This is a genomic window from Leifsonia sp. NPDC056824, from assembly GCF_042789575.1.
Lineage (GTDB): Bacteria > Actinomycetota > Actinomycetes > Actinomycetales > Microbacteriaceae > Leifsonia.
Map to the genome: position 1 here is coordinate 53,354 of NZ_JBHUAV010000005.1, position 24,415 is coordinate 77,768.

The 24,415-nt window shown below is 71.2% G+C and carries 27 protein-coding genes; 21 read left to right on the plus strand and 6 right to left on the minus strand.

Annotation, left to right across the window (positions count from 1 at the left end; translation table 11 throughout):
* Window positions 1–8 precede the first annotated feature (8 nt).
* The 5 genes from ACFRFH_RS17220 (at window position 9) to ACFRFH_RS17240 (ending at window position 4,078) form a co-directional block, all read left to right on the plus strand.
* On the plus strand, window positions 9–794 hold the full coding sequence (locus tag ACFRFH_RS17220) for a CoA transferase subunit A (protein ID WP_382464223.1): 786 nt from the start codon (window positions 9–11) through the stop codon (window positions 792–794).
* The gene (locus tag ACFRFH_RS17225; RefSeq protein ID WP_370054081.1) at window positions 791–1,438 is read left to right on the plus strand and encodes a CoA transferase subunit B; all 648 of its coding nucleotides are present in this window, start codon (window positions 791–793) and stop codon (window positions 1,436–1,438) included. The genes ACFRFH_RS17220 and ACFRFH_RS17225 overlap by 4 nt, the downstream gene beginning before the upstream one ends.
* Window positions 1,435–1,923, plus strand: coding sequence for a MaoC family dehydratase (locus ACFRFH_RS17230; RefSeq protein ID WP_382464224.1), 489 nt, complete (start codon window positions 1,435–1,437; stop codon window positions 1,921–1,923). Before ACFRFH_RS17225 ends, ACFRFH_RS17230 begins: the two co-directional genes overlap by 4 nt.
* Window positions 1,920–2,738 carry an HpcH/HpaI aldolase/citrate lyase family protein gene (locus ACFRFH_RS17235; protein WP_382464225.1) on the plus strand — a complete coding sequence of 273 codons (819 nt, stop codon included), beginning with the start codon at window positions 1,920–1,922 and terminating at the stop codon, window positions 2,736–2,738. The genes ACFRFH_RS17230 and ACFRFH_RS17235 overlap by 4 nt, the downstream gene beginning before the upstream one ends.
* 170 nt (window positions 2,739–2,908) lie before the next feature.
* Window positions 2,909–4,078, plus strand: a complete 1,170-nt coding sequence (locus ACFRFH_RS17240) for an aldo/keto reductase (protein ID WP_382464226.1) — start codon at window positions 2,909–2,911, stop codon at window positions 4,076–4,078.
* Between the two features lie 695 nt (window positions 4,079–4,773).
* Here the strand turns inward: ACFRFH_RS17240 and ACFRFH_RS17245 are convergent.
* A complete protein-coding gene (locus ACFRFH_RS17245) occupies window positions 4,774–5,358 on the minus strand; it encodes a TetR/AcrR family transcriptional regulator (protein WP_382464227.1) in 585 nt (194 codons plus the stop codon).
* A gap of 182 nt (window positions 5,359–5,540) precedes the next feature.
* Here ACFRFH_RS17245 and ACFRFH_RS17250 point away from each other — a divergent pair, with 182 nt between their 5' ends.
* Both ACFRFH_RS17250 and ACFRFH_RS17255 read left to right on the plus strand, forming a co-directional pair.
* Window positions 5,541–6,890 (plus strand): M16 family metallopeptidase, encoded by a 1,350-nt coding sequence (locus ACFRFH_RS17250; RefSeq protein WP_382464228.1) that lies wholly within the window; start codon window positions 5,541–5,543, stop codon window positions 6,888–6,890.
* Window positions 6,891–6,928: 38 nt separating this feature from the next.
* A complete protein-coding gene (locus ACFRFH_RS17255) occupies window positions 6,929–7,531 on the plus strand; it encodes a histidine phosphatase family protein (protein WP_382464229.1) in 603 nt (200 codons plus the stop codon).
* Window positions 7,532–7,535: 4 nt separating this feature from the next.
* Here ACFRFH_RS17255 and ACFRFH_RS17260 read toward each other — a convergent pair whose 3' ends face one another.
* On the minus strand, window positions 7,536–8,045 hold the full coding sequence (locus tag ACFRFH_RS17260) for a GNAT family N-acetyltransferase (RefSeq protein ID WP_382464230.1): 510 nt from the start codon (window positions 8,043–8,045) through the stop codon (window positions 7,536–7,538).
* 96 nt (window positions 8,046–8,141) lie between these two features.
* Here ACFRFH_RS17260 and dapB point away from each other — a divergent pair, with 96 nt between their 5' ends.
* Together dapB and ACFRFH_RS17270 are read left to right on the plus strand one after the other, a co-directional pair.
* Window positions 8,142–8,921 (plus strand): 4-hydroxy-tetrahydrodipicolinate reductase, encoded by a 780-nt coding sequence (dapB, locus tag ACFRFH_RS17265; protein ID WP_382464231.1) that lies wholly within the window; start codon window positions 8,142–8,144, stop codon window positions 8,919–8,921.
* A gap of 7 nt (window positions 8,922–8,928) precedes the next feature.
* A complete protein-coding gene (locus ACFRFH_RS17270) occupies window positions 8,929–9,384 on the plus strand; it encodes a hypothetical protein (RefSeq protein ID WP_382464232.1) in 456 nt (151 codons plus the stop codon).
* Here the strand turns inward: ACFRFH_RS17270 and ACFRFH_RS17275 are convergent.
* The 4 genes from ACFRFH_RS17275 to ACFRFH_RS17290 form a co-directional block, all read right to left on the minus strand.
* Complete coding sequence (locus ACFRFH_RS17275) at window positions 9,381–10,289, minus strand: TIGR01777 family oxidoreductase (protein WP_382464233.1); 909 nt, start codon at window positions 10,287–10,289, stop codon at window positions 9,381–9,383. The two genes, ACFRFH_RS17270 and ACFRFH_RS17275, sit on opposite strands and share 4 nt — an antisense overlap.
* 4 nt (window positions 10,290–10,293) lie before the next feature.
* Window positions 10,294–10,719: an OsmC family peroxiredoxin gene (locus ACFRFH_RS17280; RefSeq protein ID WP_370054070.1), complete on the minus strand. Its 426-nt coding sequence runs from the start codon at window positions 10,717–10,719 to the stop codon at window positions 10,294–10,296.
* 104 nt (window positions 10,720–10,823) lie between these two features.
* On the minus strand, window positions 10,824–11,303 hold the full coding sequence (locus ACFRFH_RS17285; RefSeq protein WP_382464234.1) for a DUF4395 family protein: 480 nt from the start codon (window positions 11,301–11,303) through the stop codon (window positions 10,824–10,826).
* 2 nt (window positions 11,304–11,305) lie between these two features.
* A complete protein-coding gene (locus ACFRFH_RS17290) occupies window positions 11,306–11,785 on the minus strand; it encodes a thioredoxin family protein (RefSeq protein ID WP_382464235.1) in 480 nt (159 codons plus the stop codon).
* Between the two features lie 114 nt (window positions 11,786–11,899).
* Between ACFRFH_RS17290 and dapA the strand changes: the two genes are divergently transcribed.
* The 12 genes from dapA (at window position 11,900) to recA (ending at window position 24,388) form a co-directional block, all read left to right on the plus strand.
* The gene (gene dapA / locus ACFRFH_RS17295) at window positions 11,900–12,877 is read left to right on the plus strand and encodes a 4-hydroxy-tetrahydrodipicolinate synthase (RefSeq protein WP_382464236.1); all 978 of its coding nucleotides are present in this window, start codon (window positions 11,900–11,902) and stop codon (window positions 12,875–12,877) included.
* A gap of 73 nt (window positions 12,878–12,950) precedes the next feature.
* Window positions 12,951–14,627 carry a ribonuclease J gene (locus tag ACFRFH_RS17300; RefSeq protein WP_382464237.1) on the plus strand — a complete coding sequence of 559 codons (1,677 nt, stop codon included), beginning with the start codon at window positions 12,951–12,953 and terminating at the stop codon, window positions 14,625–14,627.
* An 88-nt stretch (window positions 14,628–14,715) separates the two neighbouring features.
* Window positions 14,716–15,768 (plus strand): efflux RND transporter periplasmic adaptor subunit, encoded by a 1,053-nt coding sequence (locus ACFRFH_RS17305; RefSeq protein ID WP_382464238.1) that lies wholly within the window; start codon window positions 14,716–14,718, stop codon window positions 15,766–15,768.
* Window positions 15,765–16,466, plus strand: coding sequence for an ABC transporter ATP-binding protein (locus ACFRFH_RS17310; RefSeq protein WP_382464239.1), 702 nt, complete (start codon window positions 15,765–15,767; stop codon window positions 16,464–16,466). Before ACFRFH_RS17305 ends, ACFRFH_RS17310 begins: the two co-directional genes overlap by 4 nt.
* Window positions 16,463–17,677, plus strand: a complete 1,215-nt coding sequence (locus ACFRFH_RS17315; RefSeq protein WP_382464240.1) for an ABC transporter permease — start codon at window positions 16,463–16,465, stop codon at window positions 17,675–17,677. The genes ACFRFH_RS17310 and ACFRFH_RS17315 overlap by 4 nt, the downstream gene beginning before the upstream one ends.
* A 50-nt stretch (window positions 17,678–17,727) precedes the next feature.
* The gene (locus tag ACFRFH_RS17320; protein ID WP_382464241.1) at window positions 17,728–18,219 is read left to right on the plus strand and encodes a GNAT family N-acetyltransferase; all 492 of its coding nucleotides are present in this window, start codon (window positions 17,728–17,730) and stop codon (window positions 18,217–18,219) included.
* Window positions 18,220–18,336: 117 nt separating this feature from the next.
* Window positions 18,337–21,150, plus strand: coding sequence for a DNA translocase FtsK 4TM domain-containing protein (locus ACFRFH_RS17325; protein WP_382464242.1), 2,814 nt, complete (start codon window positions 18,337–18,339; stop codon window positions 21,148–21,150).
* Between the two features lie 5 nt (window positions 21,151–21,155).
* The gene (gene pgsA, locus ACFRFH_RS17330) at window positions 21,156–21,779 is read left to right on the plus strand and encodes a CDP-diacylglycerol--glycerol-3-phosphate 3-phosphatidyltransferase (protein ID WP_382464243.1); all 624 of its coding nucleotides are present in this window, start codon (window positions 21,156–21,158) and stop codon (window positions 21,777–21,779) included.
* The gene (locus ACFRFH_RS17335; RefSeq protein ID WP_382464244.1) at window positions 21,766–22,284 is read left to right on the plus strand and encodes a CinA family protein; all 519 of its coding nucleotides are present in this window, start codon (window positions 21,766–21,768) and stop codon (window positions 22,282–22,284) included. Before pgsA ends, ACFRFH_RS17335 begins: the two co-directional genes overlap by 14 nt.
* A 184-nt stretch (window positions 22,285–22,468) precedes the next feature.
* Window positions 22,469–22,780: a helix-turn-helix transcriptional regulator gene (locus ACFRFH_RS17340; protein ID WP_345834619.1), complete on the plus strand. Its 312-nt coding sequence runs from the start codon at window positions 22,469–22,471 to the stop codon at window positions 22,778–22,780.
* Window positions 22,781–22,844: 64 nt separating this feature from the next.
* Complete coding sequence (locus tag ACFRFH_RS17345; protein WP_382464245.1) at window positions 22,845–23,069, plus strand: DUF3046 domain-containing protein; 225 nt, start codon at window positions 22,845–22,847, stop codon at window positions 23,067–23,069.
* A gap of 239 nt (window positions 23,070–23,308) precedes the next feature.
* Complete coding sequence (gene recA, locus ACFRFH_RS17350) at window positions 23,309–24,388, plus strand: recombinase RecA (RefSeq protein WP_382464246.1); 1,080 nt, start codon at window positions 23,309–23,311, stop codon at window positions 24,386–24,388.
* Window positions 24,389–24,415: the final 27 nt, after the last annotated feature.

Here is a 24,415-nt window from a genome sequence, read left to right on the forward strand (position 1 = left end):
AGTGCAGCGTGATCGATAAGACGGTGGGGAGCGCGGCGGACGCCGTCGCCGACATCCCGAGCGGCGCCAGCCTGGCCGTGGGCGGCTTCGGGCTGTGCGGCATCCCGAGCGCGCTCATCCAGGCGTTGCTGGAGGCTGGGACGACCGACCTGGAGGTGGTCAGCAACAACTGCGGCGTGGACGACTGGGGGCTCGGCCTCCTGCTCGCCCAGCGCCGCATCCGCAAGATGATCAGCTCGTACGTGGGCGAGAACAAGGAGTTCGCGCGGCAGTTCCTCTCCGGCGAGCTGGAGGTGGAGCTGACCCCGCAGGGCACGCTCGCCGAGAAGCTGCGGGCGGGCGGCGCGGGCATCCCCGCGTTCTACACCCCGGCCGGCGTCGGCACGCAGATCGCGCTCGGCGGCCTCCCTCGCCGCTACAACGACGACGGGTCGGTCGCGGTCGCGAGCGAGCCGAAGGAGGTGCGCGAGTTCGACGGCGCCTCCTACGTGCTGGAGCGCTCGCTGCGCCCCGACTTCGCGCTCGTTCACGCGGCCAAGGGCGACCGGCACGGCAACCTCGTGTTCCACGCCGCCGCGATGAACTTCAACCCGCTCGCCGCGATGGCCGGCGGCATCACCATCGCCGAGGTGGAGGAGCTGGTCGAGCCCGGCGAGCTCGCACCGGGGGAGGTGCACCTGCCCGGGATCTTCGTCCAGCGCGTCGTGCTCGCGCCCGACGTGGAGAAGCGGATCGAGCGGCGCACGGTCGCCGCGCCGGCCGAAGCCACCGCCCAGGAAGGGAATGCCCGATGAGCCTCACCCGCACCGAGCTCGCCGCCCGCGTGGCGCTGGAGCTCGAGAACGGCCAGTACGTCAACCTCGGCATCGGCATGCCGACGCTCATCCCGAACTACATCCCGGAGGGCGTGGAGGTCATCCTGCACTCCGAGAACGGCGTGCTCGGGGTCGGCCCGTACCCGGCCGACGCCGACGTCGACCCCGACCTCATCAACGCGGGCAAGGAGACCGTCACCGTCAAGCGCGGCGCGGCCTACTTCGACTCGTCGCTGTCGTTCGGCATGGTCCGCGGCGGCCACGTCGACGTCGCCGTGCTCGGCGCAATGGAGGTCTCGGCGACCGGCGACCTGGCCAACTGGATGATCCCCGGCAAGATGGTCAAGGGCATGGGCGGCGCGATGGACCTCGTCTTCGGCGCCAAGCGGCTGATCGTGATGATGGAGCACGTCGACAAGGAGGGCCGGCCCAAGATCCTCGCCGAGTGCAGCCTCCCGCTCACCGGCACCGGCTGCGTGGACCGCATCATCACCGACCTCGCCGTGATCGACGTGACGCCGGACGGGCTCGTGCTGCGCGAGACCGCGCCGGGCGTGACGGTCGAGGAGGTCGTGGCCGCGACGGGCGCGCCGCTCGCGGTGGAACTGGAGGCAGCGTCATGAAAGAAATCGAGCAGCGCGGCCTCTACTACGAGGAGTTCGAGCTGGAGACCCGCTACCTGCACCGCCCCGGCCGCACGGTGACGGAGGCCGACAACGTCCTCTTCACCACGCTGACCATGAACACGCAGGCGCTGCACCTGGACGCCGCGTGGTCGGCGCGGCAGCCGTTCGGCGAGCGGCTGATGAACTCGATGTGGACGCTCGCGACGGTCGTCGGCGCGTCGGTAGCCCAGCTCACCCAGGGCACGATCGTCGCGAACCTCGGCTTCTCGGAGGTCTCCTTCCCGCACCCGCTGTACCACGGCGACACGCTCTACTCGGAGACGGCGGTGACGGCCAAGCGGCTGTCGGCCTCCCGCCCCGGCCAGGGGATCGTGACGCTGGAGCACACCGGCCGCAACCAGGACGGCGTCGTCGTCGCCACTGCGATCCGGCAGGTGATGGTGTGGTGCCGCGACGCGCACCTCGGGACGAGCGACGTATGACTCCGTTCCCGTGGGGCCCCGCGCTGCTGTTCTGTCCGGCCGACCGGCCCGACCGCTATGCCAAGGCGCTGGAGCGGTCGGACGCGGTCATCCTCGACCTGGAGGACGCCGTCGACCCTGTGCGCCGGCCGGCGGCCCGGGAGGCGCTCGCCGCCTCCGACCTCGACCCCGCGCGGGTGATCGTGCGGGTCAATCCGGCAGGCAGCGACGACCTGGCCGCCGACCTCGCCGCGCTCACGTTCACCCCGTACACCGCGGTGATGCTGCCGAAGGCCGAGCGTGCCGCGGACCTGCGTGCCCTCGCCGGGCTGCGCGTGATCGCCCTGTGCGAGACCGCGGCCGGCGTCGTCGCGGCGGCCGAGCTCGCCGCGGCGGAGCAGGTCATCGCGCTGATGTGGGGAGCGGAGGATCTGGTCGCCTCGCTCGGTGGCACGTCGAGCCGGCATCCGGACGGCCGCTACCGCGACGTGGCGACACACGCGCGCTCCGCGGTGCTGCTCGCCGCTGGAGCTGCGGGGAAACCCGCCGTGGACACGGTGCACCTCGACATCGCCGACCTCGACGGGCTCGCCGCGGAGGCCGAGGACGCAGTCGCCGTCGGGTTCGCCGCGACCGCGTGCATCCACCCCTCGCAGGTGGAGACCGTCCGCGCCGCGTACCGGCCGGACGAGGCGCAGGTGGCGGAGGCCGTCGAGCTGCTGGAGGCGGCACGCGCGGCAGGCGGGGGAGTGTTCCGCCACAACGGCAAGATGGTCGACGGACCGGTGCTTTCGCACGCCCGATCGGTGCTCCGGAGGGCGACCAGCACGTTGTGATGAAACCGTGATGAACGATTTTTACGCCGTTCACCGGTTTGGTCGTGCCGTGTCGGCGGCATGCCGTACTCTGCCCTTAACGTTCCAGAGAAGAGCACCCTCGAATCGATTCGAGCCACGAATCGGTCGGCAGCGTGAACACCCGCTCGAACGTCTGGAAGGGGGACGAGATGCCACAGCTCCTTCCCCTGCGCCTGCTCGAGAGCGTCGGCCTCCGCACCCCCGCCGTAGCGGCCGCGGCGGACGCTGACGGCACGTCGATTCCGGCGCCCGCGCGGCCGGCGACGACCTCGCAGCGGCCCGTCGAGCCCGCACCCGCGCCCCGCGCGCAGCCGACCGTGACCTTCTCCGAGCCGTCTACCGACACCGGCGGCCCCCTCGACATCGACAGCGGCCTGGGCCTCACCGGCCCGCTCTCGATCATCGCCCCGCGCCGCATCGGCGAGAGCGACCTCGCCGTGTACCCGCTGTCGCTCGGCGCCAGCGTCTTCGGCTGGACGGCCGACGGCGACACGTCCCTGGCGATCCTCGACCGCTTCGCCTCGCGCGGCGGCGACTTCATCGACACCGCGGACAGCTACGTCGGCGGCCGCAGCGAGGTCCTCATCGGCAAGTGGATGCACGAGCGCGGCAACCGCGACGACATGGTGGTCGCGACCAAGGTCGGCCGTCACCACGAGAACCAGGGCCTCGGCTCGGTGAGCATCGTGCGCGCCGTGGAGGCCTCCCTCGAGCGCCTGCAGACCGACCACATCGACCTGCTGTACTTTCACGACGACGACACGGAGGTCCCGCTGGAGGACAGCCTGGCGACCGCGGAGTGGCTCATCGAGACCGGCAAGGTCCGCTACCTGGGCGCGTCCAACTTCAGCGCGGACCGCCTCATCGAAGCGCGTGTGCTGGCGTCGGCCGGCCTGCCGAAGTTCGTCGCCATCCAGACCCAGTACAACCTCATGCACCGCGCCGAATTCGAGAGCGCTCTGCGCATCGTGGCGGCCGCCCAGGGCCTCGCCGTGATGCCGTACTACGCGCTGGCCAACGGCTTCCTCACCGGCAAGTACCGCTCGAAGTCCGACCTGAGCGCCGACGCCCGCAGCGTGCGCGCCTCGGCCTACGTCAACCGCAAGGGCATGCGCGTCCTGGCGGTGATCGACCGCATCGCCGCCGAGCACGGCGTGTCCGCGGCGAGCGTCGCGATCGCCTGGCTGCTGGCCAAGCGCACCATCGTGGCCCCGGTGGCGAGCGCCAGCCGCCCCGAGCAGGTCGACGGCCTGATGGCCGCCGCCGGCATCCGCCTCACCCGAGCCCAAATGCTCGACCTCGACCGCGTCTCCGAGTAGCGCGCCGCGTCCGTAGCCAACGGAGGACTCCAAGGGCGAACCGCCGCCCGACGACGGCCAACGGAGGACTCCCGCCCCAATCCCGCCCCGACCTCCTCCGCTAGCCGCGTCGGCAACGGAGGACTCCGGCCCCGATCCCGGCCCGCCCTCCTCCGCTAACCGCGTCGGCAACGGAGGACTCCGCCCCCGATCCCGGCCGAATCTCCTCCGCAAGCCCGTTGGCAACGGGGACTTCCGCCCCGATCCCGCCCCGATCTCCTCAGCGCGCGTCGCCAACGGAGGACTTCCGCCCCGACTCGGGCCGGATCTCCTCCGCTAGCCGACATCGGGCGGCGTGTCGCGCCCGATGTCCTCCGTTAGCGCGCCAATTCACTTCCGCGATCCCCGCCGCGTCTCCGAGTAACCCCGCGCGCGCAGCCAACGGGGGACTTCCGCCGCGCTTCCGCGCCGCGCGCAGCTAACGGAGGACTTCCGCCCCGATTCCACCCCACACACAGCCAACGGAGGACTCCAGCCCCAATCCGGGCCCGAACTCCTCCGTTAGCCCGTCGGCAAGGGGGGCTTCCGCCCGATCTCGGCCCGAACTCCTCCGCTGGCCCGTTGGCAACGGAGGACTTCAGCCCCGATCCCGGCCCGAACTCCTCCGTTAGCCGACATCGGGCGGCGTGGCGCGCGCGATGTCCTCCGGCGGCGGGCTACGCCTCGGAGAGGATGTGGTCCAGCGCGCGGTGCAGGGCCGCGCCCGCCGCGATCGGGTCGCCGACGTAGCCGCCGGCCAGGGCGCCGTCGCGCGCGAGGATGAGGTCGTCCGCCGCGTCGCCCGGCCGCGGGTGACCGATCTGGCGGAAAAGCTCCTCGATGTGCTTGGCGTACCAGTCCCTGTGCGCGGTCACGGCGACGCGCACGGGGTGGGTCTCATCGGAGAACTGCGCTGCGGCGTTGATGAACGGGTCGCCGCGGAAGCCGGGGCGCACCGCCTCGGAGTTGATGGAGTCCACGAGGGCACGGGCGACCGCCGTCGGGTCGGACAGCTCCGCCTCCTTCTCGGCGAACCAGTCGCGCACCTGGCGGTCCCGGCCCTCGACGTAGGCGATGATCAGGAGGTCCTTGGAGCGGAAGTGCTTGTAGAACGTCGCCTTCGTCACCCGGGCGCCCGCGATGATGCGGTCGACGCCGACCGTGTGGATGCCCTCCTCGTAGAAGAGCTCGTCGGCGGTGGCGAGGATCTTGATCTTCGACGGTGCGGGCGGCCGGATGGTGGCGCGGGCACTTATGACCATCTGGTCGTCTCCTCTCTCCGGGAGGCTATGGCCTCCGCTCGTCTATGAGAACCCCCCGACCGGTCCGAGGGGGGACGACCGGTCGGGGTGGTCACTTCAGTATAGTGGTAGACAGACCAGTCTGTTTGTCCTCAATTTCCCAGTCTCCGCGAGAGAAGGAGCGCTGGCGTAGGGTGGAGGGGATGAACAGCGCAGTCGACCTCCCGCTCGGTTTGGCCGACCTCGCATTCGCCGCCTCCGGCGAGGCCCTCGTCCGCCGCACGATCCTGCCCAACGGCGTCCGCATCCTCAGCGAGCAGGTTCCGGGCGCGCGAAGCGCCACCCTCGGCTACTGGGTGGCCGTCGGCTCGCGCGACGAGACCGCCGACGTGGCGGGCAGCCTGGGCTCCACGCACTTCCTCGAGCACCTCCTCTTCAAGGGCACGCGCACGCGCACCGCCCTCGACATCGCGGTGTCCTTCGACTCGGTCGGCGGTGAGCACAACGCCATGACGGCCAAGGAGTACACCTGCTACTACGCCAAGGTGCAGGACCGTGACCTCCCGATGGCGGTGGAGGTCATCGGCGACATGCTCACCTCGTCGGTGCTCGACCCGACCGAGTTCGAGAACGAGCGCGGGGTCATCCTCGAAGAGCTGTCGATGGCGGAGGACGACCCGGCCGATGTCGCCAATGAGCGGCTCTTCACCGCGGTGCTCGGCGGCCATCCGCTGGGGAGGCCGATCGGCGGCCGCCCCGACACCATCCGCGCCGCGACCCGTGACGCCGTCTGGAGCCACTACCGGGCCAACTACCGGCCGCGCGACCTGGTCGTCACGGCCGCGGGCGCGGTCGACCACGACGTGCTCGTGGCGGGCGTTCGGCGCGCGCTCGACGCCGCAGGCTGGGACCGGGACGAGGAGGCCGCGCCGGTCGACCGCCGCCCGACCGTGGCCGCGACCGTCGAGCGCGGCGCGTCGGTCGTGACCGTCTCGCGGCCGATCGAGCAGGCGAACCTCATCATCGGGATGCCCGGCATCGTCGCGACCGACGAGCGCCGCACCACGATGAGCGTGCTCAACTCCATCCTCGGCGGCGGGATGTCGAGCCGGCTGTTCCAGGAGGTCCGCGAGAAGCGCGGCCTGGCCTACGCCGTCTACTCGTTCTCCGGCTCGTACTCCGACGCCGGCGTCTTCGGCCTGTTCTCCGGCTGTGCCCCGGCGAAGGCCAGGCAGGTCGCCGAGCTGATGCTCTCCGAGCTGCACCGCCTGGCCGACGGCGGTGTGACGGCGGACGAGCTCCGCCGCGCGGTCGGCCAGCTCTCCGGTGGGGCGGCGCTCGCGCTGGAGGATTCCGACACCCGGATGTCGCGGCTCGGCCGCGCCGAGATCAGCCTGGGGGAGTTCGCCGACCTCGACGAGAGCCTCCGGCGGCTGCACCTCGTCACCGCCGGTGACGTCCGAGAACTCGCACGGGACCTGGCCGACCGCCCGGTCTCGATCTCCGCGGTGGGTGGCGTCGACGATGACGTCTTCGCGGGCCTGGTGGCCTGACCGCCCGTCTCCATTCCGTTACCTCGAAAGGTCTACCGGTGCCCCATTACCTCTACCTGGTGCGTCACGGCGAGCAGCAGGACGCCGAGCACGGCCTGCCGGACGGCCCGCTCTCGCCGCGCGGCAAGCGCCAGGCGCAGCTCATCGCCGACCGGCTAAGCGGGTTGCCGCTGACCGGCATGTACCACTCGCCGCTCGTGCGCGCGGAGCAGACGGCCTCGATCATCGCCGAGCGGATGCCCGCGGTGGTGCCGGAGCCCTCCAGTCTGCTGTTCGACTGCATCCCGTCCGGTCCGACGCCCGACATGCCCAAGGCGTTCGAGTCGTTCTTCGGCCCCGTCACGGAGGCCGAGATCGATGCGGGCCGCGCCCAGATGGACGACGCGGTCAACGAGTTCCTGACGCCCGCCATGGGCGACCGGCACGACCTGCTGGTGACCCACAACTTCGTGATCGGCTGGTTCGTCCGCCACGTCTTCGACGCGCCGGCCTGGCGCTGGCTCGGCCTCAACCAGGCCAACTGCGGGCTCACCATCATCCGGGTGCGCTCGGCGAAGCCGCCCGTGCTGGTGGTGCACAACGACCTCGGCCACCTGCCGGTCGAGCTGCGCACCGGCCTGCCGGAGCTGCAGCCGGTCTAGCGGTTCACGCCGGCGTGTGGTTCGGGCCGAGCCGCTTGCGGAACCAGTCCGTCGCGTTCGGGTTGTCGTTGTACGGCTGAATGCTCTCGTAGCCGTGCGAGCTGTAGAGGCCGCCGGCGGCCTCCAGGCTCGCGTTGGTGTCCAGCACCACCTCGGTCGCGCCGAAGCCGCGCGCCCGGTGCTCCAGCTCGCCGAGGATGGCGCGGCCGAGGCCCCGGCCGCGGTGCGCCGGCGCCACCCAGAGATGCTTGATCTCGTAGCGGACGAGCTGCTCACCGTCGTCGGTCTCCGACAGCGGGACGGTCAGCTCGCGGATGCCGCCGCAGCCGGCCTCCCCGTCGTCGTACGCCAGCAGGAAGACGCCGGCCGGCGGCACGAACTGGCCGGGGTCGGGGAAGGTCGTGCGGTACGCGCCCTGGGTGGCGGGGAAGGACTCGGCGCGCTCGGCGAAGTAGTCCGCGAGCATCCGGTGGGCGGTCGCGTCGGTGACGGAGACATCGGCAAAGGACACCATCGTCCCAGCGTAACCGGCGCACATTCGTGCCGAATGTCGCGTTCGGCGGCGCGATACTCGGCATTCGTGCCGAATGTGCGCGGGTAGGGTGGACGGGTGACTATTCGCGTGGCCGTAGCCGGGGCGACCGGCAAGCTCGGATCGGTGGCGGTCCGTCTCATCGAGGCGGCCGACGACCTGGAGCTGGTGGCCGCTCTCGACTCCCGTACCCCCCTCGAGAAGATGCTCGGCGCCGACGTGCTGGTGGACATGACACTCCCGCCGGTCAGCCCGGGGATCGTGGCCTTCGCCGTCGACCACGGCCTCAACGTGCTGATCGGCACCTCCGGCTGGTCGGCCGACCGGATCCTGGACCTGGAGCGCCGGGTCGCCGAGCACGAGGGCGCGGGCGCCGTCGTCATCCCGAACTTCTCCCTGGGCTCCGCGCTCGGCACCGCGTTCGCGACCGTCGCCGCCCGGTTCTTCGACTCGATCGAGATCGTCGAGACGCACGGCCCGGGCAAGGTCGACTCGCCCTCCGGCACCGCGGTGCGGACCGCCGAGCTGATCGCGGCCGCCCGGCTGCAGCGCGGCCCGGTGGACGCGCCGCACACCGACCAGCGGGCGCGCGGCCAGCAGGTCGGCAGCGTACCGATCCACAGCCTCCGGATGCGCGGCGTCTCGGCCCAGCAGCAGGTGATCTTCGGCGGGGCGGGGGAGACCCTCACCATCCGCCACGACGCGGTCGGCCAGGAGGCCTATGAGACCGGCATCCTGCTCGCGCTCCGCGCCGCCGCGACGACCACTGGGGTGCTCGTCGGCCTGGACAAGCTGGTCGACCTGGGCATCTCCGAGCCGGACGGGGAGCCGCCGCGCCCGACCGTCCGCGAGGTGTAGGGCTCCGATGCGCAACCGTCTCGCGGCGCTGTTCATGGCGCTGCTGCTCGTCGTTTACCTGGTGCTGGTGTTCCAGCGCGCCGTGCTGCTGTTCGCTTCCGGGTCGGCCGTCGGCATCGCGATGGGTGTCGCGCTGGTCGTGATCGGGCTGGTGGCGGGCTGGGCGCTCGTGCGGGAGGTGCTGTTCGGCGTCCGCACCGAGAAGATCGTCAAGCTGATGGCCGCCGAGGGGACGCTGCCGGTGGACGACCTCCCGCACCGCGCCTCCGGCCGTCCGCTGCGCGACGCCGCCGACGCGGAGTTCCCGCAGTTCAAGGCCGAGGTGGAGGCGGCGCCGGAGAGCTGGCGGGCGTGGTTCCGGCTCGGGCTCGCCTACGACGCGAGCGGCGACCGGCGCCGGGCGCGCGCGGCGCTGCGGCAGGCGATCGGGCTGTACCGGGCGCAGGAGCGCGCAGCCGGCTAGGCTGCCCGCTCCACCAGCCGCGCCATCGCCTCCTGCACCGTCGCGTCCCGGAAAACGAACCCGTCGTCGAGCAGGCGCTGCGGCAGCACCCGCTGATCCGCGAGCAGCAGCTCGCGACCGGCCTCGCCGAGCCCGAGGGTCACGACCGGCCGCGGCAATGGGAGGCCGTACGGACGGTGCACCGCCTTGGCCAGCGCGCGCAGCACCTCGCCGGCGGTGGCGGGCTGCGGCCCGACGAGGTCGACCGGCCCGCTCAGGCCGGAGGTCAGCAGGTGGACGATCGCGGCGGCCTCGTCGTGCAGGCTCACCCAGGGCCAGTGCTGCCGGCCGCCGGCGATCGGGCCCAGGAGCCCGGCCTTCGCCAGCCGGAGCAGCGGGGTCATCGCGCCGCCGGGCCCGACGACGACGCCGGTGCGGAGGGTGACGACGCGGGTCGTCGTCGGCGCGAGGTGCGCCGCCGTCTCCCAGGCCTCCACCACGTCCGAGAGGAACCCGGTGCCCTTGGTGGAGTCCTCGGTCAGGGTCTGTCCCGGCCGGTCGCCGTAGTACCCGACCGCCGCGCCGCTGATGAGGACGCCGGGCGGGTTCGCGGCCTGGCGCATCCCGTCCGCGAGCGTGCCGGTCGCGGCCAGCCGGGAGTCGAGGATGCGGCGCTTGTGCGCGGCGGTCCAGGGCAGCCGGTTGAGGGAGGCTCCGGAGAGGTTCACCACGGCGTCCGCGTCGTCCAGCAGCCGCAGGTCGATGCTCCGCGCCGAGGGGGCCCAGGCGCGCTCGTCCGCGGCGGCCGGCTCCCGCCGCACCAGGCGGAGGGCGACGTGGCCCTCCGCCCGCAGCGCGCGGACGAGCTCGGTGCCGATCATGCCGGACGCGCCGGCCACGAGCACCCGCATCGGCTGAGGCCTCATCGGCTCAGGCCAGCGTGGCTTCGATCGTGATCGGGATGCCGACCAGCGCCCGCGAGACCGGGCAGGTGCGCTTGGCCTCGTCGGCCAGGCGCTGGAAGTCCTCCTCGCCGAGCCCCGGGACGGTCGCCTCGACCAGGAGGTGGCTGCCGGTGATGCCCTCCGCGGGGTCGAAGGTCACCGCGGCGGTGGTGCGGATGCTCTCCGGCGCCGTGCCGAAGGCGGCGAGGACGTTGGAGAACGCCATGGAGAAGCAGGCGGAGTGGGCGGCACCCAGCAGCTCCTCGGGCGTGGAGGTCTCCGCGCCGCCCTCCGAGCGCGCCTTCCAGTTCACCGAGAGCGTCGCCGCTCCCGACGAGTCGAGCGAGACCGTCCCCGACCCGGACTTCAGATCGCCGGTCCAGACCGTGGTGGATTCGCTGGTGACTGCCATGAGACCTCCTGTTGTCCACGCCGCTGAATGCGCGCGGGTCCGACCAGACTACTGGCGGCGTCCGACCCGTCGACCCCCGTCCGGGGGATTCCCGGTTTCGGTCATCAGACCGCGCTCGCACGCCTCCGGATGACGCCGGCCCGCACGAGCAGCAGGTAGATCTGGCAGCCCAGGCAGTGGGCGAACACGGCGTTGAGGAAGGCCGCGACGAACGCGAGGGCGGCGGCGATCGGCAGCGCGGCGGGCACGCCCAGCACGAACAGGAGGAGACCGAGCCCGGTGACGACGAGTCCCACACCCTGCGCGAACGTCGGCGGAGCCGGGTCCTCCAGCTCGGTCGGCGGCGCGAGCCGGGGGCGCACCGCCACGCGGTACAGCAGGCCGTACGGATGGCGGCGCACGCCCGCGAAGGCTCCCCAGGCGAACAGGGCGGCGATCAGGAGCAGCAGCACCGCGGCGGCGGCGGTCGCGCCGGTGAGGGCGAGGAAGAGGTCGATCAGCAGCAGGACGGCCGTGATCGCGGCGCCGAACCGCGGCGAGCGCGGGTCGATTCCGGTGGCGGGAGATTTCGGGGCGTCGGTCATGGTCACTCCGTCAGGATGCGGTCGAGGGCGCTGCGGACGTCGCCGGGCCGTGCGGCCCCGGCGATGCGGCCGCGAACGGTGCCGCGGGCGTCGAGCAGCAGGGTGGTCGGGGTCTGCAGCACGCCGAACCGGCGGGCGAGCTCCGGGCGGACGGTCAGGTCGACGTCCAGGTGCTCGACGCCGTCGTGCTCGCCGGCGAGGCCGTGCAGCACGCGCGCGGTCGACGGGCACTGGGCGCAGAAGGCCGTGGAGAACTGGACGAGCGTCGCGCGCGAGCCGAGCCCGGCCGCGCCCACCTCGGCGGCAGTCACCCGGTCGGCCCGTGCCGAGCGGACCCGGCCGGTGCGGGCGCGCCAGAGGATTCCGGCCACCGTCGAGACGGCGACCAGTCCGAGCAGGACGAGGAGGGCGGAGGGTGCGGACATGGTGAGCGCGACGATACGCGCGCCGCGCCACCGGCTGAAGTCAGTGTGAACGAACATGACGGCGTTTGTCCTCCACAGCCTGTCCTCCACAGGCCGGGCCCTGGGACGACCTCTCCACAGATCGGCAGGCGGGGAGGCGGTCGCCTGGCCCGACCCGATAGCCTTGACTCCATGGCCGCTCCCGCTAATCCCTTCGGCCAGGTGCTCGTCGCCCTGGTCACGCCCTTCACCGCCGACGGCGAGGTCGACTGGGCCGGCGTGGAGAAGCACATGGACGACGTCATCGTCGCGGGCGCCGACGGCATCGTCGTCACCGGCACCACGGGGGAGACCTCCACCCTCACCGACGCCGAGAAGCTGCGCCTGGTCGAGGTGGGCAAGGACGTCGCGGGCGGCCGGGCCAAGATCATCACCGGCGGCGGCTCCAACGAGACCGCGCACGCCATCCAGCTCTACAAGCAGAGCGAGAAGGCCGGCGCCGACGGCGTCATGATCGTCACGCCGTACTACAACAAGCCGACGCAGGCCGGAATCCTCACGCACTTCCGCATGATCGCGGACTCCACCGATCTGCCGGTCATCCTCTACGACATCCCCGGCCGCACCGGCGTCCCGATCAAGTACGAGACCATCCTGCGCATCGCCAAGCACCCCAACGTGCTCGCCATCAAGGACGCCAAGGGCGACTTCAGCGAGGTCAGCCGGGTGCTCAACCAGACCGACCTGATGTACTTCTCCGGCGACGACGCCAACGTGCTCCCGCACCTGGCGATCGGCGCCACGGGCCTCATCGGCGTCACGGCCAACATCACCGCGACCCCGTACCGCCAGATCGTGGACGCGGTCAACGCCGGCGACCTGACCACCGCCACGGCCGCCCACCAGAAGCTGGAGCCTCTGGTCCGCGCCGTCATGACGCACGTCCCCGGCACTGTGGCGGCCAAGTACATCCTGCACGGCCTCGGGCGTATCTCCAGCCCGCGCGTCCGTCTCCCGCTGGTCGGCCCGGAGGAGTGGGAGGCCGCGCAGATCGAGGACGAGCTCGACCTCGTCCGCGACATCCCCGGCGCCGACTTCCGCAACTTCCGCCCCGATCGCAACGCCGCCGCCGGCGGCGCGCTGCCCAAGATCGCCGGCGCCACACGCTAGGGCCGCTCTGCGGCCGGTTCCACCCCGGGCCCGACGCCCGGATGTACGTACACACCTGAACATTGGAGGGCAGATGCCCAACCTCGTCTCCGCGCCCCCGGCTCTCGAACCGGGAACGCTCCGAATCATCCCCACCGGCGGTCTCGGCGAGATCGGCCGCAACATGACCGTCTTCGAATACGAAGGCAAGCTCCTCATCGTCGACTGCGGCGTCCTGTTCCCCGAGCAGGACCAGCCGGGCGTCGACCTGATCCTGCCCGACTTCACCCCGGTCCGCGACCGCCTCGACGACGTGCTCGGCGTGGTGCTGACGCACGGGCACGAGGACCACATCGGCGCGGTGCCCTACCTCCTGAAGCTGCGACGGGACATCCCGCTGATCGGCTCCGGTCTGACCCTCGCGCTCGTGGAGGCGAAGCTCAAGGAGCACCGCATCCAGCCGTACACGCTCACGGTCAAGGAGGGCCGCACCGAGCAGCTCGGCCCGTTCGACCTGGAGTTCGTCGCGGTCAACCACTCCATCCCCGACGCGCTCGCCGTCGCCATCACCACGCCGGCCGGCACGGTGCTGCACACCGGCGACTTCAAGATGGACCAGCTCCCGCTCGACGACCGGATCACCGACCTGCGCGCCTTCGCCCGCCTGGGCGAGAAGGGCGTCGACCTGTTCATGGCCGACTCCACCAACGCCGATGTGCCCGGCTTCACGCCGCTCGAGCGCTCCATCGGCCCCGTGCTCGACAACGTGATCGCACGGGCGCCGCGCCGGGTGATCGTCGCCAGCTTCTCCAGCCACGTCCACCGCGTGCAGCAGGTCCTCGACGCCGCCGCCGCCAACGGCCGCCGCGTCGCGCTGCTCGGCCGCTCGATGGTGCGCAACATGACCATCGCCTCCGAGCTGGGCTACCTCAAGGTTCCCGAGGGCGTGCTCATCGACTACAAGAAGGCCGCCGACCTCCCGGACGACGAGATCGTCTACATGTCGACCGGCTCCCAGGGCGAGCCGATGGCGGTGCTCGCGCGCATGGCGAACCTCGACCACCAGATCGAGGTCGGCCACGGCGACACGGTCATCCTGGCCTCCAGCCTCATCCCGGGCAACGAGAACGCGGTCTACCGGGTGATCGACGGGCTGACCAAGCTCGGCGCCAACGTCGTGCACAAGGGCAACGCCAAAGTGCACGTCTCCGGTCACGCGGCCGCGGGCGAGCTGCTCTACTGCTACAACATCCTGAAGCCGCGCAACGTCATGCCCGTGCACGGCGAGTACCGCCACCTGGTCGCCAACGCGCGGCTCGCGATGGACACCGGCGTGCCGGAGAAGAACACGATCATCGCCGAGGACGGCACGGTCATCGACCTCCGCGACGGCGTCGCCCGCGTGGTCGGCCAGCTCGACCTCGGCTTCGTCTACGTGGACGGCTCCAGCGTCGGCGAGATCACGGACGCCGACCTCAAGGACCGCCGCATCCTCGGCGAAGAGGGCTTCATCTCGATCATCGTGGTCGTGGAGGCCGCCAGCGGCCGCATCGTCACGGGCCCGGAGATCCACGCCCGCGGCTTCGCGGAGGACGACGCGGTGTTCGACGCCGTCAAGCCGAAGATCGCGGCGGCGCTCGCCGACGCGGCGCACAGCGGCGTCCGCGACTCGCACGCGCTCTCCCAGGTGGTCCGCCGCACGGTCGGCCGCTGGGTGAACACCAGCTACCGCCGCCGTCCGATGATCGTCCCGCTCGTCATCGAGGCGTGATTCGGAGTATCACTGGCTACATGTAAGATGGAATTCAGGTGACGTCGGGGGTCGGCGCACACTGAATGAAGGGCTGCATGTGGGGGTCATGCGACGTTGGGTCTTCCCGGCGATCCGAATCGTGATCGTGGCGGCGATCGCCGTCGCGCTGGTGAAGCTGGCGTTCTTCCCGAGCGGGGAGTCCACCGCGGCCGATCCGGCGACGCCGACCGGTCGGCTGACCGACCCGGTCACGGCCGTGACGACAGGCACGATCGTCAACGACGTGACGGTGACCGGGTCGGTCGTGGCCGACGACGCGGTCCCGGCGCGGGCGACCGCGGCCGGAACGGTGAACACGGTCCAGGCGACGGTCGGTCAGCCGGTCGCGGCCGGGGCGGTGCTCTTCGACATCACAGTGGAGACGCCGCGCGACCCGGTCACCGAGACCGGGCCGGACGGCTCGCAGACCGTCACCGAGCGCAAGCCGATCATCAGTTACGTGGAGGTCACCGCGCCGATCGCGGGCGTCCTGAGCGAGCTCTCAGTGCTCGCCGGTCAGAGCGTCGCGATCGGCGACACGGTCGGCTCGGTCGCACCGCCGAGCTTCTCGGTCTCGGCCACGCTCCCGGCCGAGCAGCAGTATCGCCTGGTGAATCGGCCGAGCGAGGCCACCGTCACGGTCACGGGCGGTCCCGCCCCGTTCACCTGCACCGGGCTGACCATCACGACGCCGCCCGCAACCGCCGCGAACGCCGCCCCGAACACAGAGCGGGGGACGGGCGGCAACAACGGCGGCACCGACTCCACCACGACGGTCCGCTGCGCCGTCCCTGCAGACGTCACCGTGTTCGCCGGGCTGAGCGCCGATCTCACGATCTCCGCCGGGCGCGCCGAGAGCGTGCTCACGGTGCCCACCACGGCCGTGAAGGGCTCCGCGGAGAAGGGCGTCGTCTTCGTGCCGGACGAGAAGGGCGGCGACCCCACGGAGGTGCAGGTCGGGCTCGGCCTCACCGACGGCACCTCCGTCGAGGTGACGGAGGGACTGAAAGAGGGCGACACCGTGCTGCAGTTCGTGCCGGGCGCGCAGACCCCCGAGGGCGGCTGCGTGCCGAGCGGCAACGGCATGATCTGCACGGGCCCCGGGACGGCGGGGCCGTGACGGAACTGCTCCGCCTCAGCGGCGTGACGAAGACCGTGCAGGTCCCCGACGCCGAGCCGCTCACCATCCTGCACGGCGTCGACCTCGTCGTGGCGGCGGGGGAGCGGGTGTCGGTCGTCGGGCGCTCCGGGTCGGGCAAGTCGACCCTGCTCAACATCCTCGGCCTCCTGGACTCGCCCAGCAGCGGGGAGTTCGAGTTCGAGGGCGTCCCCGTCGAGCGGATCGGCGGACGCGAGCGCGACCGGCGCCGTGGCGCCGACGTCGGGTTCGTCTTCCAGCAGTTCAACCTGCTCTCCGGCCGGACGGCGCTCGAGAACGTGATGACCCCGCTGCTCTACGCGAGCGGCCGGCGGTTCTGGAGGCGCAGACTCCTCGCCACCGAGATGCTCGAGCGTGTCGGGCTCGGCCATCGTCTCGGCTCGCTGCCCGAGGTGCTCTCCGGCGGCGAGCAGCAGCGCGTCGCCATCGCCCGGGCGCTGGTGCGCGGGCCGCGGCTGATCCTCGCCGACGAGCCGACCGGGGCGCTCGACGTCGAGACCGGCACGAGCGTCATCGACCTGCTCGAGGAGGTCGCCGCCGAGAACGACGCGGCCCTCGTCGTCATCACGCACGACCCGGCGGTGGCCGCGCGCTCCCAGGTCCGTCACCGGCTCGACGCCGGCCGCCTGCACGCCGCGACCGCGGAGGCGGCGGCATGAACGCGCTCTCCGCCCTGTGGGGCGCGCTCGTCGAGGCCTGGCAGGAGGTGCGCATCCACCGCACCCGCGTGCTGCTGTCGCTGATCGGGGTCGGGGTCGCCGTGTGCGCGCTCAGCTCGGTCGTCGGACTCGCCGGCATCGTCGAGCAGGCGATGCGCGAGAGCGACGAGCGCTGGGGTGGTCGTCCTGCGCTGATCGCGGTTCACCCGATGGGGGAGGACGCCGCGAGCGAGGAGCGCATCCAAGCCACCTGGGCCACGATCCTCAAGCGTCACGACATCCAGTACTCCTCGAAGGTCGGGAACACCTCCCTCCCCGTGCAGTTCCGCGACGGCGTGACCTCGGTCATGGCGCAGACCGTCGACCCTGACTTCGCGACGATGCACCGTACGGTCGTGAAGGACGGCCGGTGGTTCCGGTCCGCGGACGAGGCCGTGCTCGCGCCGCCGATCATCGTCAACGAAGCCTTCTGGCGGCGGCTCGGCTCGCCGGCGCTCGCCACGCATCCCACCGCGACCGTGCTCGACGGTGAGTTGAAGGTGACGGCGCTCGTCATCGGCGTCGTGAAGACGCCGGAGTCGCCCGACGACGCGACGGCGATCGTCCTGAACTCCTCGCTCGACCGGCTTGCGGCATCGCAGACCCGTCCCTTCGAGCCACCGTCGCGGGAGGCGTGGGTGCCTCCGGAGGTCGCGACGCCGCTCGTCTCCGCGATCACCGCCGAGTTCGATCAGGCGCTCGGGAAGGACGTGGTGAGCGTCGACCGCACCGACTATATGGCGAACCGTGACAGGGACCCCCTCCTGCCTCTCAAGCTGGGCGTCGGCGGCATCGCCGTGCTCATCCTGCTGCTCGGCGCGCTCGGGCTGGTCAACATCGCGATGGTGACGGTGCGGCACCGCATCCGGGAGATCGGTGTCCGCCGCAGCTTCGGGGCGACCAGCGCCCGGGTCTTCTTCGCGGTGATGATGGAGAGTGTCGTGGCGACGGTCGTGGCCGGCGCGGCGGGCGTCGCGCTCTCTGTTCTTGTCGTGAAGAACCCGTGGGTGGAGGAGCGGCTCAGTCAGGGGATGATCTCGGACATGCCGCCGTTCCCGGTCGAAGCCGCCGTGCTCGGCCTGGTGGCCGCGACGGCGGTGGGGGCGCTGGCGGGGCTGCTGCCGGCGCTCGTGGCCGTGCGCGTCAAGGTGATCGACGCCATCCGGTATTGATGGCCGCCGCTGTAACCCGCACGAAACACGCCGGCGAGTAGCGTTCAGCCATGACAGGGTTCCTGATCCGCCCGGCGAACCGTGAGGATGCGCGCGTCCTCTCGGACATGCTGGTCGAGGCGGCGAACTGGAACGTCGCCCGCGCGCGTCCGCGCGTCGCCGTCCTGGAGGACCCGGCCGTCCTGCGCTACGTCGCCGGCTGGAAGCGGCCGGGGGACTTCGGCTGCGTCGCGGAGGACGCCCACGGCGCGGCGGTCGGCGCCTGCTGGGCCCGGCTGTTCCCGGCCGACCAGCCCGGCAAGGGGTTCGTCGCCGTCGGCGTGCCCGAGTTGACCCTCGGCGTCAACGCGCAGTGGCGCGCACAGGGCGTCGGCCGCGCGCTGCTGCAGGAGCTGGGCAGGCAGGCCGCCGCCTCCGGCGCGAACCGGCTGAGCCTGAGCGTCGAGCGCGCGAACTTCGCCCAGCGGCTCTACGTGAGCGAGGGCTACGTGACGGTCCAGTCGCGGGCGACGGCCGACACGATGATGCGTGCGGTGCGCTGAGCTGCGCCGCCACTCCCTCACGGCCTGTCCTCCACAGCCCGCGCCCCGCTGCCGATTTTCCCCGATATCAGCGCGTGATCCGTCCCCCTGCCGGGGGTCCGAAGTAGCGTTGATCCTATGGCTACGAGCACCAAGTCGACTTCGTCCGCCCGGGGGTCCGGTCGCGGCGGCTCGACGGCGCGCAAGACGGCCGCCAAGACCCCGACGAAGACGCAGAACCAGAGGACCGTCGCGTACCCGGCCGCCGACGACGCGCCGAGCCCGCTCGTCCGCGCCTGGATGGGCCTGGCGCACCTCACCGGCGGCGCGTTCCGCGCGCTCGGGCCGGAGAAGCTCAGCAAGGAGGAGCGCCGCGACGGGTTCCCCTTCTTCATGGTCCTGCTGGCCATCGCGGGGGTCGTCGTCGAGTGGTTCCTGATCAACGACCAGGTCGCCCGCACGCTCGACTCCTGGACGTTCGGCCTCCTCTTCGGGCGGGTCTCGTTCGCCCTCCCGGTGATCATGGTGGTCTTCGCCGCCTGGCTGTTCCGGCATCCCAGCTCCGTGCACGACAACACGCGCATCGGGATCGGCCTCGGCATCCTGCTGCTGATGGTCTCCGGCCTCTGCCACCTGTTCAGCCACCACCCGTCGCCCACCGACGGCGTCGCCGCACTGGCGCAGGCCGGCGGCATGCTCGGCTGGCTCATCGCCGCCCCGCTCTCCTGGCTGATCACGCCCTACGGGGCCGCCGCGGTCATCATCCTGCTGCTGATCCTCAGCCTCTTCATCATCACCAAGACGCCGCCCAACAAGCTGCCCGCGCGCATCCGCGAGCTGTACGCCTACCTGTTCGGCGCGCAGCTCCCCACGGAGGAGGAGCGTCAGGAGGCCAAGGACGAGCGCAAGAACCAGCGCACCGAGCAGGTCGAGCTCGACGGGCTGGACGAGCCGGAGGGCGAGACCGCGCTGCCCTGGTGGCGGCGCAACAAGTCCCAGCGCGAGGAGGACCCGGACTACGAGGCGCCCGCCGACCTCACCGAGGTGTTCGGCGCCCCCGCGCGCGGCAAGGGCGAGTTCGCCTCCGCACTGGAGCCCGACCCGGCGAGCGACCACTACAACACCGATGTGCTCAGCGAGCTCGCCAACGCGGAGACCGTTCTGCAGCGCTTCACCGGCGAGCTGCCGCCGACAGCGGCCGCGGCGCCGCTCGTGCCGACCGCTCCCGCCGTGCTGCCGGGCTTCCAGGCCGGCGCCGAGGACTTCGACGAGACCGTCGCGGTCGACGACGGTGTCGCGCAGCCGACCGCGCCGTACAACCTCCCCTCGGCATCCATGCTCGCCGCGGGCACGCCAGCGAAGACCCGCTCCAGCGCGAACGAGGAGATCGTCGCCGCGATCACCGAGGTGCTGACCCAGTTCGGCGTCGACGCCAAGGTGACCGGGTACTCCCGCGGCCCGACGGTCACGCAGTACGAGATCGAGCTCGGCCCGGGCGTCAAGGTGGAGCGCGTCACGGCGCTCAGCAAGAACCTCTCCTACGCGGTCGCGAGCAACGAGGTCCGCATCCTCTCGCCCATCCCGGGCAAGTCCGCCATCGGCATCGAGATCCCGAACAGCGACCGCGAGATCGTCTCGCTCGGCGACATCCTCCGCTCCCCGGCGGCCGCCAAGAGCGTCCACCCGATGACCATCGGCGTCGGCAAGGACGTCGGCGGCGGGTTCGTGGTCGCGAACCTCGCGAAGATGCCGCACCTCCTGGTGGCCGGCTCCACCGGCTCCGGAAAGTCGAGCTTCGTCAACTCGATGATCACCAGCCTCCTGATGCGCGCGAAGCCGTCGGAGGTTCGCATGGTGCTCATCGACCCGAAGCGCGTCGAGCTCACCATCTACGGCGGCGTCCCGCACCTCATCACGCCCATCATCACGAACCCCAAGAAGGCCGCAGAGGCGCTGCAGTGGGTCGTCAAAGAGATGGACATGCGCTACGACGACCTGGCGAGCTTCGGCTTCCGGCACATCGACGACTTCAACAAGGCGGTCGTCAACAACGAGATCGTGCTGCCGGAGGGCAGCGAGCGCAAGCTCAAGCCCTACCCGTACCTCCTCGTGGTCGTCGACGAGCTCGCCGACCTGATGATGGTCGCCCCGCGCGACGTCGAGGACTCGATCGTCCGCATCACCCAGCTCGCTCGCGCGTCCGGCATCCACCTGGTGCTCGCGACGCAGCGCCCGTCGGTGGATGTCGTCACCGGTCTCATCAAAGCCAACGTCCCGTCCCGCCTCGCGTTCGCCGTGACCAGCGTCACGGACTCGCGCGTCATCCTCGACCAGCCGGGCGCCGACAAGCTCATCGGCCAGGGCGACGCGCTGTTCCTGCCGATGGGCGCCTCCAAGGCGCTGCGCGTGCAGGGCGCGTGGGTGAACGAGGACGAGATCCAGAAGGTCGTGGAGCACGTCACCCGCCAGGCCCGCCCGGAGTACCGGCAGGACGTCACGGTCGGCGCCGAGAAGAAGCAGATCGACTCGGACATCGGCGACGACCTGGAGCTGCTGCTCGCGGCCGCCGAGCTCATCGTCTCGTCGCAGTTCGGGTCGACGTCGATGCTTCAGCGCAAGCTGCGGGTCGGCTTCGCCAAGGCGGGCCGGCTCATGGACCTCCTGGAGTCCCGTGAGATCGTCGGGCCGTCCGAGGGCTCGAAGGCCCGCGACGTGCTCGCGACGGCGGAGCAGCTCCCGCAGGTGCTGGCGCGCCTGCGCGGGGAGGAGCCGCCGTCGCGTCCCGCCGCCGCCCCGGCGCCGTCGGGCCAGCCGGCCCCGCAGCCCGTCGCCGGCGCGCACGACGACGGCGACCGGTACGGAGCCGACCCCGTCGCCGCGATGACCGAGGGCTATCCTGAGGTGGACGGCGACTCGGACGAGGACGCCTGGCAGCTGACCGACAGGGAGTAGATCGCATGTCGGTGCCCGACACGCCTCCGCCTGCCGCGGCGGACGGCAGCACGAACCGTGCGAGCAACTGGAACGTGCCCAACCTGATCACGGTGGTGCGCATCCTCCTCGCGCCCGTGTTCGTCTGGATGCTGCTCGCCGACGACGGCCACGACGGCCCGCTGCGCTGGACGGCGGCGGTGCTGTTCGTGCTCGCCATCGCCACGGACGGCGTGGACGGCGCGATCGCCCGACGCAACAACCTGGTCACCGACCTCGGCAAGCTGCTCGACCCGATCGCCGACAAGGTGCTGACCGGCGGCGCGCTGGTGTCGCTGTCGATCCTCGGCGAGCTGCCCTGGTGGGTCACCATCGTCATCCTCGTGCGCGAGATCGGCATCACCGTCTACCGGTTCGTCGTCATCCGCCAGGGCGTCATCGCGGCCTCCCGCGGCGGCAAGATCAAGACCATCGTGCAGTCGGTGGCCATCTCGTTCGCGCTGTTCCCGCTGTGGACGATCTTCGGCGACTGGATCTACTGGGTGAACGGCATCCTGATGACCGCCGCCGTGATCCTGACCGTCGTGACCGGCTTCGACTACCTCTGGCAGGCCTACCGGGGCCGGAGGGCCAAGCGTGCCGGGGCCTGACGACGTCGCCGCGGCCGACCTCACCTTCCGCGTCGTGCGCACGCTCATCGAGCGCCGCCAGACGATCGCCGTCGCGGAGTCGCTGACCGGCGGCGGCCTCGCGGCCGAGCTGACCCGCGTCCCGGGCGCCTCGGCGGTCGTGCTCGGTGCGGCCGTCGCCTACGCGACCGAGCTCAAGCACACACTGCTCGGGGTGGACGCCGACTTGCTCCAGCGGGAGGGGCCGGTCGACCCGGAGGTCGCGCGGCAGCTGGCGGCCGGCGTGCGGGAGCGGCTCGCCGTCGACGGGCGTCCCGCCGACCTCGGCCTCTCGACGACCGGTGTCGCCGGCCCCGACCCGCAGGGCGGCCACGCGGTTGGCACCGTCTACGTCGGTGTCGCGTCGGCCGCGGGAGTGCGTTCGGTCGAGCTGAGGCTCGCGGGGGACCGGCAGTCGATCCGCTCGCAGACGGTCGCGCGGGCGGTCCGCGAACTGGCCGTCGAGCTCGGGATCGTGGCGCGCTGACACCCCTTCGGGGGTGCTTCCGGACTCCGCTGCAGGCCAGGGAATAGCTGGTGTTTCCGTTCGGTTACACCTCCTTGCATTCACAACGAAAGCCCAGTCGTCGCGGATATCGTGACTGACATGGATGCGGTACAGTTGGCATCCAATTCGATACGTCGGCAGGGTAGAAGAAGGAGGCTCCGAAATGATTCTTGTACGTCAGGAAATCGGCGACGTGCTCAGGGACTTCCGCCTGCAGAAGGGCCGCACCCTCCGCCAGGTCGCGAGCAAGGCGAGTGTCGCCCTCGGTTACCTCAGCGAGGTCGAGCGCGGTCAGAAGGAGGCCTCCAGCGAGATCCTCGCCTCGGTGGCCGACGCTCTGGAGACCCCGGTCTCCGTCATCATGCGCGAGGTCGGCGACCGCATCGCGGTGCTCGAGGGCCTCGAGCCGGTCATCCCCGACACCATCCCCGACGACTTCGTCTCCGCCATGGACGCGAACCTCGTCTCCCGCTGAACATCCACGACATTCTCGAGGGCGCCCCGCACGATGCGGGGCGTCCCTCGTTTAAGGTGAAGCCATGAAGTTGAGCGAGTTCCAGCGCGCCGTCACCGACGAGTTCGGCTCGGGATACGGACAGGCGCTGCTGAGCGACCTCGTGCTTGGGGAGCTCGGCGGACGCACGGCGCAGGACGCGCTGAACGCCGGCATCCCGGCGCGCGACGTGTGGCTCGCGCTCTGCCGGGAGACCGGCGTGCCCCAGTCGCACTGGTACGGCGCCGGCATGCCCGCCCCGAAGCGCTGACGCCCGCCGCGCATTCGTCACGAATGTCGCGAAAAGCGGCGGCAAAGGCGACATTCGTGACGAATGTGCGGCCGACACGCCGTCGTGAATCGCTCGAAGATATGTTCGGAACTGGGTAGACTCCTGCACAGGCAGCAATCGAAAACGAGTTGTCCACGGATCCATCGACCGACGCCCGGAGTGTCGGCGGTCGCCCGTACAGTCGATCTCGTCAGCGAAGCCCACGAAGGAGAACCGCAATGCCATCACCCGCAGACCGCGAGAAGGCGCTCGAGACCGCGCTCGCCCAGATCGACCGTCAGTTCGGCAAGGGCTCGGTCATGCGACTGGGCAGCGACGAGCGCGCCCCCGTCGAGGTCGTCCCCACCGGGTCGATCGCGCTGGATGTCGCCCTCGGCATCGGGGGTCTGCCCCGTGGCCGCATCGTCGAGATCTACGGTCCGGAGTCCTCCGGCAAGACCACGCTGACCCTGCACGCCATCGCCAACGCCCAGCGGGCCGGCGGCATCGCGGCCTTCATCGACGCCGAGCACGCGCTCGACCCGGAGTACGCCCGCAAGCTCGGCGTCGACATCGACGCCCTCCTCGTGTCGCAGCCCGACACCGGTGAGCAGGCGCTGGAGATCGCCGACATGCTGGTGCGCTCCGGCTCCATCGACCTCATCGTCATCGACTCCGTGGCCGCGCTCGTGCCGCGGGCCGAGATCGAGGGCGAGATGGGTGACTCCCACGTCGGCCTCCAGGCACGCCTCATGTCGCAGGCGCTCCGCAAGCTCACCGGTGGGCTCAACCAGACCAACACCACGATGATCTTCATCAACCAGCTGCGCGAGAAGATCGGCGTCTTCTTCGGAAGCCCCGAGACCACCGCCGGCGGTAAGGCGCTCAAGTTCTACGCGTCGGTGCGACTCGACATCCGCCGCATCGAGACCCTGAAAGACGGCACCGAGGCGGTCGGCAACCGCACCCGCGTCAAGGTCGTGAAGAACAAGATGGCGCCGCCCTTCAAGCAGGCCGAGTTCGACATCCTCTACGGCGTCGGCATCTCGCGCGAGGGCAGCCTGATCGACTTCGGCGTCGAGCACGCCATCGTCAAGAAGTCCGGCGCCTGGTACACGTACGAGGGCGACCAGCTCGGCCAGGGCAAGGAGAACGCGCGCAACTTCCTCATCGCGAACGCCGACATCGCCGCCGAGATCGAGAAGAAGATCCTGATCAAGCTCGGCATCGTCGCGGACCCCAACGCGGCCGCGGCGCCGGCGGAGGCGGACAACGTGGACTCGCTGGAGAAGAAGCTGCAGGCTCGCAAGGGGGCGTGATCGTGCGCTCGGCGCGAGTCGGGCGGC

Excerpts from the sequence above, each read along its gene's own strand:
- ACFRFH_RS17250 (WP_382464228.1), top strand. The coding sequence starts at position 5,541 with ATGAACAGCGCAGTCGACCTCCCGCTCGGTTTGGCCGACCTCGCATTC.
- ACFRFH_RS17270 (WP_382464232.1), top strand. The coding sequence starts at position 8,929 with ATGCGCAACCGTCTCGCGGCGCTGTTCATGGCGCTGCTGCTCGTCGTT.
- dapA (WP_382464236.1), top strand. The coding sequence starts at position 11,900 with ATGGCCGCTCCCGCTAATCCCTTCGGCCAGGTGCTCGTCGCCCTGGTC.
- ACFRFH_RS17320 (WP_382464241.1), top strand. The coding sequence starts at position 17,728 with ATGACAGGGTTCCTGATCCGCCCGGCGAACCGTGAGGATGCGCGCGTC.
- ACFRFH_RS17240 (WP_382464226.1), top strand. The coding sequence starts at position 2,909 with ATGCCACAGCTCCTTCCCCTGCGCCTGCTCGAGAGCGTCGGCCTCCGC.
- ACFRFH_RS17280 (WP_370054070.1), bottom strand. The coding sequence starts at position 10,719 with ATGGCAGTCACCAGCGAATCCACCACGGTCTGGACCGGCGATCTGAAG.
- ACFRFH_RS17345 (WP_382464245.1), top strand. The coding sequence starts at position 22,845 with ATGAAGTTGAGCGAGTTCCAGCGCGCCGTCACCGACGAGTTCGGCTCG.
- ACFRFH_RS17315 (WP_382464240.1), top strand. The coding sequence starts at position 16,463 with ATGAACGCGCTCTCCGCCCTGTGGGGCGCGCTCGTCGAGGCCTGGCAG.
- recA (WP_382464246.1), top strand. The coding sequence starts at position 23,309 with ATGCCATCACCCGCAGACCGCGAGAAGGCGCTCGAGACCGCGCTCGCC.
- ACFRFH_RS17275 (WP_382464233.1), bottom strand. The coding sequence starts at position 10,289 with ATGAGGCCTCAGCCGATGCGGGTGCTCGTGGCCGGCGCGTCCGGCATG.
- pgsA (WP_382464243.1), top strand. The coding sequence starts at position 21,156 with ATGTCGGTGCCCGACACGCCTCCGCCTGCCGCGGCGGACGGCAGCACG.
- ACFRFH_RS17245 (WP_382464227.1), bottom strand. The coding sequence starts at position 5,358 with ATGGTCATAAGTGCCCGCGCCACCATCCGGCCGCCCGCACCGTCGAAG.
- ACFRFH_RS17325 (WP_382464242.1), top strand. The coding sequence starts at position 18,337 with ATGGCTACGAGCACCAAGTCGACTTCGTCCGCCCGGGGGTCCGGTCGC.
- ACFRFH_RS17260 (WP_382464230.1), bottom strand. The coding sequence starts at position 8,045 with ATGGTGTCCTTTGCCGATGTCTCCGTCACCGACGCGACCGCCCACCGG.
- ACFRFH_RS17290 (WP_382464235.1), bottom strand. The coding sequence starts at position 11,785 with ATGTTCGTTCACACTGACTTCAGCCGGTGGCGCGGCGCGCGTATCGTC.
- ACFRFH_RS17300 (WP_382464237.1), top strand. The coding sequence starts at position 12,951 with ATGCCCAACCTCGTCTCCGCGCCCCCGGCTCTCGAACCGGGAACGCTC.
- ACFRFH_RS17285 (WP_382464234.1), bottom strand. The coding sequence starts at position 11,303 with ATGACCGACGCCCCGAAATCTCCCGCCACCGGAATCGACCCGCGCTCG.
- ACFRFH_RS17305 (WP_382464238.1), top strand. The coding sequence starts at position 14,716 with ATGCGACGTTGGGTCTTCCCGGCGATCCGAATCGTGATCGTGGCGGCG.
- ACFRFH_RS17235 (WP_382464225.1), top strand. The coding sequence starts at position 1,920 with ATGACTCCGTTCCCGTGGGGCCCCGCGCTGCTGTTCTGTCCGGCCGAC.
- ACFRFH_RS17225 (WP_370054081.1), top strand. The coding sequence starts at position 791 with ATGAGCCTCACCCGCACCGAGCTCGCCGCCCGCGTGGCGCTGGAGCTC.
- ACFRFH_RS17340 (WP_345834619.1), top strand. The coding sequence starts at position 22,469 with ATGATTCTTGTACGTCAGGAAATCGGCGACGTGCTCAGGGACTTCCGC.
- ACFRFH_RS17230 (WP_382464224.1), top strand. The coding sequence starts at position 1,435 with ATGAAAGAAATCGAGCAGCGCGGCCTCTACTACGAGGAGTTCGAGCTG.